The organism is Flavobacterium zubiriense (assembly GCF_041729725.1).
GTDB lineage: Bacteria > Bacteroidota > Bacteroidia > Flavobacteriales > Flavobacteriaceae > Flavobacterium > Flavobacterium zubiriense.
On the sequence record NZ_JBCFQL010000003.1, the window covers coordinates 276,080 to 282,482 of the forward strand.

Sequence of the window (6,403 nt, forward strand, 5' to 3'; positions counted from 1 at the left end):
TTTACTATATTATTTATCCGTTAATAGTTGCTTTAATTTGTCCCAGCGCGGGTCTATATTCTCTTCTTTGTCTTCTTTTTTTACTACTTCTTTGACTTGTAATTCTTTCAGTTTATCTAAAGCTTCTGTTTTTAAACTTCCGTCTTTAACTCCTGGATGAACTCGTTTTAAAGGTACCGAAAGCGCAATCATCTCATAGATATATTGTATTATATCTATTTCAAATTCGCCGAAAGGCAAAATCAACAGCTCTTCGTTATCATTATTAAACTCTTCTCCAAAACGAACGATTAATTTCATTTTACCTTTAATTGGCAAATCAAAATCTTCCCCTGTTAAGTCGCAAGGAACATTAACTGTGCCTTTGTGCTTAAATTCTAACTCAAGCATATTGCTTTTCTTATCTAAAACTACTGCTACTTTGATATCCGAATTTTGAAATTCATTATAATCAAAGTTCTCAAAGAACGCATTATTTATTTGATACTCAAAATGATGTTTCCCTAGCTTTAAGCCTACGAAAGGAATTAAAAATTCTTTTGTCCTATTCATATCCACAAAATTTTGCCCTATTCCGAAGTTTCGGAATGGGAGTGCAAAGATATAAAATTATTGTAAATCCAATAACGTTATCAATCTTTTTTTATTTACATTTATTTTTCCCTAACTTTTAGTGGCTTTTCAGTAATTTCTTCATAGTGAATCCTTGAAGAATAGACATCTATAGCCAAATATACTGCTTCTTTAAACGAATTATAATCGGCAATTCCTTTACCAGCGATATCATAAGCCGTTCCGTGGTCTGGCGAAGTTCTTATCTTATTCAAACCCGCAGTGAAATTAACCCCTTTCCCAAAAGACAAAGTCTTAAAAGGAACCAAACCCTGATCATGATAAGTTGCAATTACTGCGTCAAATTTTTCATAATGTCCACTGCCAAAAAAACCATCTGCTGCAAAAGGACCAAAAACCAATGTCCCCTTATCAAACATTTTTTTCAAAACTGGCTTAATTAATTCTTCGTCTTCTTTACCAATAACGCCTCCATCTCCGCAATGCGGATTCAAACCTAAGACTGCAATTTTTGGATTATTGATACTAAAATCACGAATCAACGACTTTTTTACGGTGGTTATTTTTTTTACTATCAAATCTTCTGTCAATCGAGAAGCCACTTCATTAATAGGCACATGATCCGTTAATAAACCTACTCTTAAATTATCCTGAACCATAAACATCAAAGCATCTCCTTCTAATTCTTGCTCCAAATAATCCGTATGTCCTGGAAATTTAAAATCCTCCGATTGAATGTTGTATTTATTTATAGGGGCTGTTACCAAAACATCGATCAAACCTTCTTTTAAGGCTTTTGTTGCAGCAACAAAAGATTTAATAGCATATTCGCCTACTTTCTCATCATTGGTGCCCAAATTCAAATCGACACCTTCTTTCCAAACATTCAAGACATTGATTTTTCCAACAATAACTTGGTCCAATCTATCTATTCCATGAAGCACAACCGCCGATTCTAAATTTCGTTTTATAAAAGACAAAATCTTAACATTAGCAAAAATTACTGGCGTACACAGCTCTAACATTCGAACATCTTCAAATGTTTTAAGAATAACCTCGCTTCCAATACCATTTAAATCTCCAATTGAAATTCCTACGATAATATTTTCTGCTTTTTTAATCATATCCACAAGTTTTTATTGCTAATTTTGAAGTGCAAATTTAGTAAAATAAAACAAGAATGTTTACAGGAATCATAGAAACCCTTGGAACCATCCAAGAATTAAAAAAAGAGAAAGACAATATCCATATAACAATAGACGCTGCGATTACAACCGAACTTAAAATAGATCAAAGTGTAGCGCATAACGGAATTTGCCTTACCGTAGTTGCTATAAAAGACACTAGCTATACCGTTACCGCCATTGATGAAACCATAAAAAAGACCAATTTAGGAGAATGGCGAGAGGGGGATTTAGTGAATCTTGAAAGAGCCATGAAGCTAGGCGATCGATTAGACGGCCATATTGTACAAGGCCACGTGGATCAAACCGGAACTTGTATTTCAATTCAAGAAACTAATGGAAGCTGGCTTTACACCTTTGAATACGACGCCAAATTAAGCAACATAACCATAGAAAAAGGTTCTATAACCGTAAACGGAGTGAGTTTAACGGTAGTAAATTCGAAGAAAAATCAATTTAGTGTAGCTATTATCCCTTACACTCACGAACACACTAATTTTAAAGATTTTAAAGTAGGTTCTAAAATCAATTTAGAATTTGATGTTATAGGAAAGTATGTTTCTCGACTCAATCAATTACGATAACTGTTAAAAACAAAAAAACTCCAATCTTACATTGGAGTTTTTTGTTTTTTTATTTTTCTAATTACAACAAAAGAAGCAAGCGCAAAACCCGTTGCCATTAAAGCATAAATAGAAATAGAATTAGCAATAGGTACTGTACAATATGCTGCAGGGTCTTCCATACAAGCTTTATACTCATCAGAAGCATCCTCCTCCTGACCCGATGCAGGCGCTAAATCTTCGCAACATTCAAAACCAGGAGGAGGCTCAACAGGAAGCCCATTAGGAGGAGGAAGACCAGAACCGCCACCCTGAGCACCACCCTCAATACTTATCAACAAGCAGATGATTAAAAAAAAATATTTGTTTAACATTTCTCTCATATAATGGAAAAAAAATGTTTAGAAATCTAAAGTACATCTACTTCAACACTTGGACTTAATCCATTCTTACTAAACATCAAGAGACAAAGGTATAGCATTTAAATGAAATTAACACAAAAGAAAAACCCTTTAAACGTTAATTTTAAAGGGTTTTCGTCGATTATTATTGTGGTCCCACCTGGGCTCGAACCAGGGACCACCTGATTATGAGTCAGTCTCTTATCTGTTTCTCTTTTTTATTTTTACTTACAAATAGTAGTATAACAACATATTACCTAAATTAAAGATTTGTCTCTTTCTATCTCTTTTTTACACTTTTTACTTTAAATGTTTGACCTATGTTTGACCCACTTATACTCCTACACCATTTCTTTTGAGTAAGCTCCTATTATTTAACTTTAATAAAAACTACGTAATCAGAAAGTATTTTTATTTTTTCAGTTAAGGGTTTCGCTTTTATTAATGCAGAATTTGGCAATTCTATTTTTCCTTCTGTCTCATCTATTAGAAGATTTAGATATTTAATTTTTATTGCATAATTTGCATTATCAGCAATTGTCTTATTAATTCCAGATGAAGTTACACCTAATAAACTTCCGTTTTCATCAAATAATGGACCACCACTATTACCTGGCTGAATTGGAACTGAAATTTGGTAACTTGATATATCTCCTTTATAACCTGATTTAGCACTTATTTTACCATCCGTATATTTTATCTCTTTTCCCATTATTTCTGTTAAAGGAAATCCTAATGCAAAAACAGATGTTCCTACATCAGAAATTTCAGTTTTAAAATTATAGTTTAAAGTAGTTAGTGGGATAAAAGAATTGTCCTCTATTTTTAAAATAGCTAAATCATTATGTTTGTCTGAAACAATAACTTTTGCTTTATAAGGTTTTTTCAGATACTCAATCTCTATAAAATTAGCATCTTCAACTACATGAAAATTGGTTGTTATGTAACCATTTTTAGCTATAAAGAAACCAGTTCCAGAACTTTTCCAGTTTTCACTTTCTCCAGTTTTCACATTTTCATCATAAGCTGGAAAAGTTTTAAGGTAAATATCATTTTTCACATCTACTGTTTCTGAAATTAAAGACATAGTTGATTGCTTAACACTTACTATCATGTCTTTGTTTTCTGATTTGTCTAACATAAACCATTTTGATTTGAACAAACCAAAAGAAGCAGTTTTTTGCAGTGTTGCCTTAAGCTCACCAGTTTTCCAAGAAGTTCCTTCTGCTCCTGACAGATAAATTATAGAATAAACATTATCATTTTTCACAATTGCTAATTCATATTTTAGGATTCCGTTAAGCTTTTCGTATATACCTTCAATATCAGACATTCCATTTTTGTTCCAGTATTCCAGTAATTTATCTTTTGTCCAATCAGTTTTAGGGTGATTAGGCTTGATGTTTTCTTTAATACCAACTCCAACATCACTTGCTCCAAAGTAATCTTCTTTTTTAATTTTATCTTTATCAATAGGTGTTTTAGCTTGAACTAACTCAAATCCAAGATTTCTAGGGAACTTTGCTTTTGCTTCATAATTATATGTTTGACCTTTTTTTAGTGCTATTTGTAAACTTGAAGTATAGCTAGAACCATCAGTTACGGTAACTTTCGAATTTTCTGTAATAAAGGCATTGAACTCTAAATAACCACCATTCTTTAAATCACATATATATGTATCATTTATAAGTATAGAAACTTTACAGCCAATACACAAAGCTTTAGGTCTATAAATTTTTATTGTAGCATAACTGCTTTGTGAGTATGATTTATAAAAACCAACTATAACTAAAAGTAGTATTATTTTTTTCATATTTTTTTATTTCAGGTTAAGTTTGGTGAAGGATTAGTACAATTGAATCGCAAAATAATGTTTTGAGTATTTTTAGGTAATCATTCCATTTGCAATCTTCTAGATTTTTGGGTATCAAGTTCAGTTACAATATTTTTTTATGTATTCATATGAAAGATTATCTCCTAATTCTCCAGCTTTACTAAAATCCAAACAAGCTGTATCTTTTTGGCCTAAACCAAATTTCATAACTCCTCTAACTCCATAAGCGAAAGCATATTTAGGATTGATTTTAATTGACATGTTCAAGTCGATTATTGCTCCATCAAGATCATTTAATGCATTTTTTGCAATTCCTCTTTGTGCATAAGATTCGAAATTGTTTTCATCTATTTCTATAGCTTTGTCGTAATCTGAAACAGCCCCTCTGTAATCTCCATTTTTATGTTTTTCCATTCCTCTAAACAAGTAAGCATCAACATATTTGGGATTTAATTCAATAGCTTCGTTGAAATTTATCATTGTAAACATATTAAACACACCAGATTTTGGATCAGAACATAGCATTGCTTTATAGAAGTATGCTTCAGCATTTTTCGGGTCAATTTCAATTGCTTTGTCAAAATCTTCAAATGCACCACTGTAATCTTTAAGCATTTTTTTTGTAGTTCCTTGACGTATATAATATTCACTTGTTTGGCTAAAAGAATTTGAAGTAAAGAAGCTTAAAAAGATAAGTAATAATATTAGTTTTTTCATTTCTATGATTGTTTGAATTATTCTATAGTTAGTTTTATAAAGTCAACCTTATGATTTGCTGACTAAAATTTGAATGGTTTGTAATTATTACTTTAATTTATTTTCTATAAAAAAGCTCCGTTAACTCTAGCACCAAAACTTTTTTAATCAGTTATCTTTTACGATAACCATAATGGTCAAATATAGAACAAATTTTGACTTATCGTAAAAGATAATTAAAATTTGGAAAACTCATTACAAATAAAGGTTGGTAAGCGTATTCAGGAAATTAGAATTGAGAAAAATATATCTCAACAAGATTTGGCTGCAAGGTGCAACTTTGAGAAAAGTAATATGTCCAGATTAGAAGCCGGGAGAGCCAATGCTACATTGTCAACTTTAGAAATAGTAGCTAAAGCTCTAGATATAAATATTATAGAGCTTTTTAATTTTTAATGATCTTGTTTACCTACAAAGTCTAACTCTCTATCAAGAAGATACAGCATTAATAAAGCCTTATCATTTATGATTTTTTCATTTATTAGATAGTCCATGAGTCTGTAAACATATAAATCCTTGATTATTCCCCGAGAAACTATAGCTACAGGTTTTTCAAATTTTTCACAATGATAATCTAAGTTCTCACAAAAATCTAAATTTCTAAAGCAGTCACATTTTGATAATGAAGAAGTAACCTTATCAGGAAAAAGTAAAGCCAAATTAAAATTTCTACTTATTATATCATTCTGTTCTATAGAATTCCAATCCCATTTGTCTCTGTATTTTTCTAATAAAAGATAACTCCACTTGATTCTTGAATTGTATGACAGTATGTTAAAGTCTAATTTGTCGTTGTAGAGTTCAATGTCATCATCAGTAAACGGGTAAAGTTCTGTAATACTATCCTTTAAGAATTGCATCCTTTCATCTCTGGTTAGACTTAAATAATTTTCGAATTTATCCATATTGAAAAATGAGAATGTAACGAAACGCCAAATTAAGGAAATAGCTATTAATAGTAATCTGTAAAAAAGTAAATAGTTGAAATTTAATTATTTCAAGGTATATCTTTATTCGCTTACACTTTCACGTTAACATTCCTTCACTAGAAAAGCTATAAAAAGTAGCTTTTGTAATGATTAAGTGGTCTAT

Annotated in this window: 8 protein-coding genes; 2 read left to right on the plus strand and 6 right to left on the minus strand. The window is 30.9% G+C overall.

All coding sequences use genetic code 11. The features are described from left to right. Window positions 1–9: 9 nt before the first annotated feature. Together AAGV28_RS04385 and pdxA are read right to left on the minus strand one after the other, a co-directional pair. Window positions 10–552, minus strand: coding sequence for a YceD family protein (locus AAGV28_RS04385; RefSeq protein WP_373405603.1), 543 nt, complete (start codon window positions 550–552; stop codon window positions 10–12). Between the two features lie 101 nt (window positions 553–653). After that, window positions 654–1,697: a 4-hydroxythreonine-4-phosphate dehydrogenase PdxA gene (pdxA, locus tag AAGV28_RS04390; protein WP_373405604.1), complete on the minus strand. Its 1,044-nt coding sequence runs from the start codon at window positions 1,695–1,697 to the stop codon at window positions 654–656. A 56-nt stretch (window positions 1,698–1,753) separates the two neighbouring features. Between pdxA and AAGV28_RS04395 the strand changes: the two genes are divergently transcribed. Continuing rightward, on the plus strand, window positions 1,754–2,341 hold the full coding sequence (locus AAGV28_RS04395) for a riboflavin synthase (protein ID WP_373405605.1): 588 nt from the start codon (window positions 1,754–1,756) through the stop codon (window positions 2,339–2,341). Between the two features lie 26 nt (window positions 2,342–2,367). Here the strand turns inward: AAGV28_RS04395 and AAGV28_RS04400 are convergent, their stop codons facing one another. The 3 genes from AAGV28_RS04400 to AAGV28_RS04410 form a co-directional block, all read right to left on the minus strand. Further along, entirely contained in the window at window positions 2,368–2,658 is a 291-nt protein-coding gene (locus AAGV28_RS04400; protein WP_373405606.1) for a hypothetical protein, read from the minus strand. Window positions 2,659–3,091: 433 nt separating this feature from the next. After that, window positions 3,092–4,534 (minus strand): S1C family serine protease, encoded by a 1,443-nt coding sequence (locus AAGV28_RS04405; RefSeq protein ID WP_373405607.1) that lies wholly within the window; start codon window positions 4,532–4,534, stop codon window positions 3,092–3,094. Between the two features lie 120 nt (window positions 4,535–4,654). Beyond that, window positions 4,655–5,272, minus strand: a complete 618-nt coding sequence (locus AAGV28_RS04410) for a tetratricopeptide repeat protein (protein WP_373405608.1) — start codon at window positions 5,270–5,272, stop codon at window positions 4,655–4,657. 222 nt (window positions 5,273–5,494) lie between these two features. On the opposite strand from AAGV28_RS04410, the gene AAGV28_RS04415 reads away from it, so the two are divergent. After that, window positions 5,495–5,707, plus strand: a complete 213-nt coding sequence (locus tag AAGV28_RS04415; protein ID WP_373405609.1) for a helix-turn-helix domain-containing protein — start codon at window positions 5,495–5,497, stop codon at window positions 5,705–5,707. Here AAGV28_RS04415 and AAGV28_RS04420 read toward each other — a convergent pair. Further along, the gene (locus AAGV28_RS04420) at window positions 5,704–6,216 is read right to left on the minus strand and encodes a hypothetical protein (RefSeq protein WP_373405610.1); all 513 of its coding nucleotides are present in this window, start codon (window positions 6,214–6,216) and stop codon (window positions 5,704–5,706) included. The genes AAGV28_RS04415 and AAGV28_RS04420 overlap by 4 nt on opposite strands. Window positions 6,217–6,403 lie beyond the last annotated feature (187 nt).

What these genes read in the sequence shown, in the direction of transcription:
- AAGV28_RS04385 (WP_373405603.1), bottom strand. Translation starts at nt 552, where the DNA reads ATGAATAGGACAAAAGAATTTTTAATTCCTTTCGTAGGCTTAAAGCTA.
- pdxA (WP_373405604.1), bottom strand. Translation starts at nt 1,697, where the DNA reads ATGATTAAAAAAGCAGAAAATATTATCGTAGGAATTTCAATTGGAGAT.
- AAGV28_RS04395 (WP_373405605.1), top strand. Translation starts at nt 1,754, where the DNA reads ATGTTTACAGGAATCATAGAAACCCTTGGAACCATCCAAGAATTAAAA.
- AAGV28_RS04405 (WP_373405607.1), bottom strand. Translation starts at nt 4,534, where the DNA reads ATGAAAAAAATAATACTACTTTTAGTTATAGTTGGTTTTTATAAATCA.
- AAGV28_RS04410 (WP_373405608.1), bottom strand. Translation starts at nt 5,272, where the DNA reads ATGAAAAAACTAATATTATTACTTATCTTTTTAAGCTTCTTTACTTCA.
- AAGV28_RS04420 (WP_373405610.1), bottom strand. Translation starts at nt 6,216, where the DNA reads ATGGATAAATTCGAAAATTATTTAAGTCTAACCAGAGATGAAAGGATG.